We start from the raw sequence: 1,796 nt of genomic DNA on the forward strand, positions 1-1,796 counted from the left end.
GTTGATATTCAGGCCATGCCCGGCGGGCAATCGCTTCAGGTTCGAATTCACCTTTGCCGAGCGTCGGCGCCGCCCCTCATCGCCCTGCCGGGCACTTCTCCCCATATACTGACGGGGAGAAGGGGCTGGCCGCAACGACTGTCCTCTTCTTGCAATGCTGGTCATTGGCGAAACCGGTGATAATAGCGCCCCTCTCCCCGTCACTATACGGGGAGAGGATGCCGGCAGGCAGGTGAGGGGCAGCGCCGACTTCGACACCTGATGGTCTCCACCAGGAAGCTGCCCCCGGCTACCCGCCGGTGGCGATGGTCAGCACCTTGAACGGCGTGGTGATGACGATTTCCGCGACCGAGCCGACGGCCTTGCCGAGGCCCTGGCCGAGATTGTTGAGCTGAGTCGGGACGGGCTCGTCCGAGGCAAGGCCGGCAGGCGCCCGCAGCCGATCGCCCAGCAGTTGCACCAGCATTGGGTTGTCGGCGAATTTGGCGTGGTTGAGGCGGTCACCGCCCTTGGCCTGGGAAAGGTCGACCACCGACACGCCATAGCTGGCGAGGTCGGCCGCATCGCCGTAATCGCCGACGCGCGGCTTATCGCCCGAGATCAGGGAGGACAGCTTGAGAGCCCGGTCATCCGCCGAGAGCAGGATGGCGAATGGCTTGTCGGGTTTGCCGTAACGGATCATCTGTTTCTTGAACACGTCGACATCGATGTCGGGCGAGGCCAGGATGACGTAACCGAGTTTGTCGTCGAGATCGCGATCGCCGGTGATGGCAAGCTGGCGCAGAGCCTCCATGGTCACCCAGGTCCCCATCGAATGGGCGATGATGTCGATGCTCTTGACCTTGGTCTTGGCCAGCATCCTGAGGGTCGCCTCGAGGTCGTCGCGCGCTGCGTTGGCGCTTTCCTTGTCGTAGATGTAACCCGTGGTCTTGCCGCTCGAAGCCCATGAGAACAGCACCGGCGTGCCGGGATATTTCGTGTCGTGCGCGATCTGCGTCAGCCGGTAGATGCCGTCATCGAAGCCGTTGTTGAAGCCGTGCACGAAAACCAGCGCACGGTCGCCGCGCATGGCGATGTCGGCGCCGACCGCCTTGGCGAACTGCGGCGCGCCTTCATAGAAGGTGACGTCCTTGGCGGTGAAATCCTTGGCCGGGTTGCTGTTTGCCGATCCCTTGGCCCGCTCGATGGCGCCGACCTGATGGTTTTTCGGGACGGTGACGTCGACACGGGCAAAGCTGGTGGTCAGCGAGCGATCGCCGTCGAACACCTGTCGCGGGTCCTTGGTTGCCCTCTGGCGGGTGGTGGCGACGAAGATTTCATGCGTGGCCGCGATGTCGGAAGCGGGCACCGTGACCGTCGTCTTGTTGAGCAGGTCGTGCGTTTTGCCGCCGGCGCAGCCGGTGACAGCGAGCGCCAATGCAACGACGAGGTAGCTCTTCGAACGCATGGTCATACGCCGGCTCCCGCCAAGGGGGACGTCAAACGCGTGACGTCGCTGGCTATTCCGATAAGGCCAGAGACCGGCGCGGTCCAGTTCAAAGTGAATCCACACGTCCGCGATGCCGGGCAGGCACGGCGAAAACCGCGGGACCGCACCTATTGGCCAAGCAGGCTGATGCGGTCTGTCACGTCACGGTCGCTGGCAAAGCCGTCATCCTCGCGCAGCCGCTGGCCGATCATCTTCACCAGCGTCGGATTGTCGGCGAACTTCGTATGGTTGAAGCTGTCCGATCCCTTGACCTTGGACAGGTCGACGACCGACACGCCATAGGAGGCGAGATCGGCGACTACAAGGA

General features: G+C 63.4%; 2 protein-coding genes. Both read right to left on the reverse strand.

The window, feature by feature from the left end:
- Positions 1 to 289 precede the first annotated feature (289 nt).
- Positions 290 to 1,453, reverse strand: a complete 1,164-nt coding sequence (locus EN984_RS33345; protein ID WP_127270257.1) for an alpha/beta hydrolase — start codon at positions 1,451 to 1,453, stop codon at positions 290 to 292.
- Positions 1,454 to 1,596: 143 nt separating this feature from the next.
- Positions 1,597 to 1,796, reverse strand: a 200-nt coding sequence (locus tag EN984_RS33350) for an alpha/beta hydrolase (protein WP_127384295.1), incomplete at its 5' end; no start/stop codon positions are given.

Source organism: Mesorhizobium sp. M7A.F.Ca.CA.004.12.1.1 (assembly GCF_003997835.1).
In the GTDB taxonomy this organism is placed as follows: Bacteria; Pseudomonadota; Alphaproteobacteria; order Rhizobiales; family Rhizobiaceae; genus Mesorhizobium.

Coding starts and splice junctions, on each gene's coding strand:
- EN984_RS33345 (WP_127270257.1), bottom strand. CDS start 1,453: ATGACCATGCGTTCGAAGAGCTACCTCGTCGTTGCATTGGCGCTCGCT.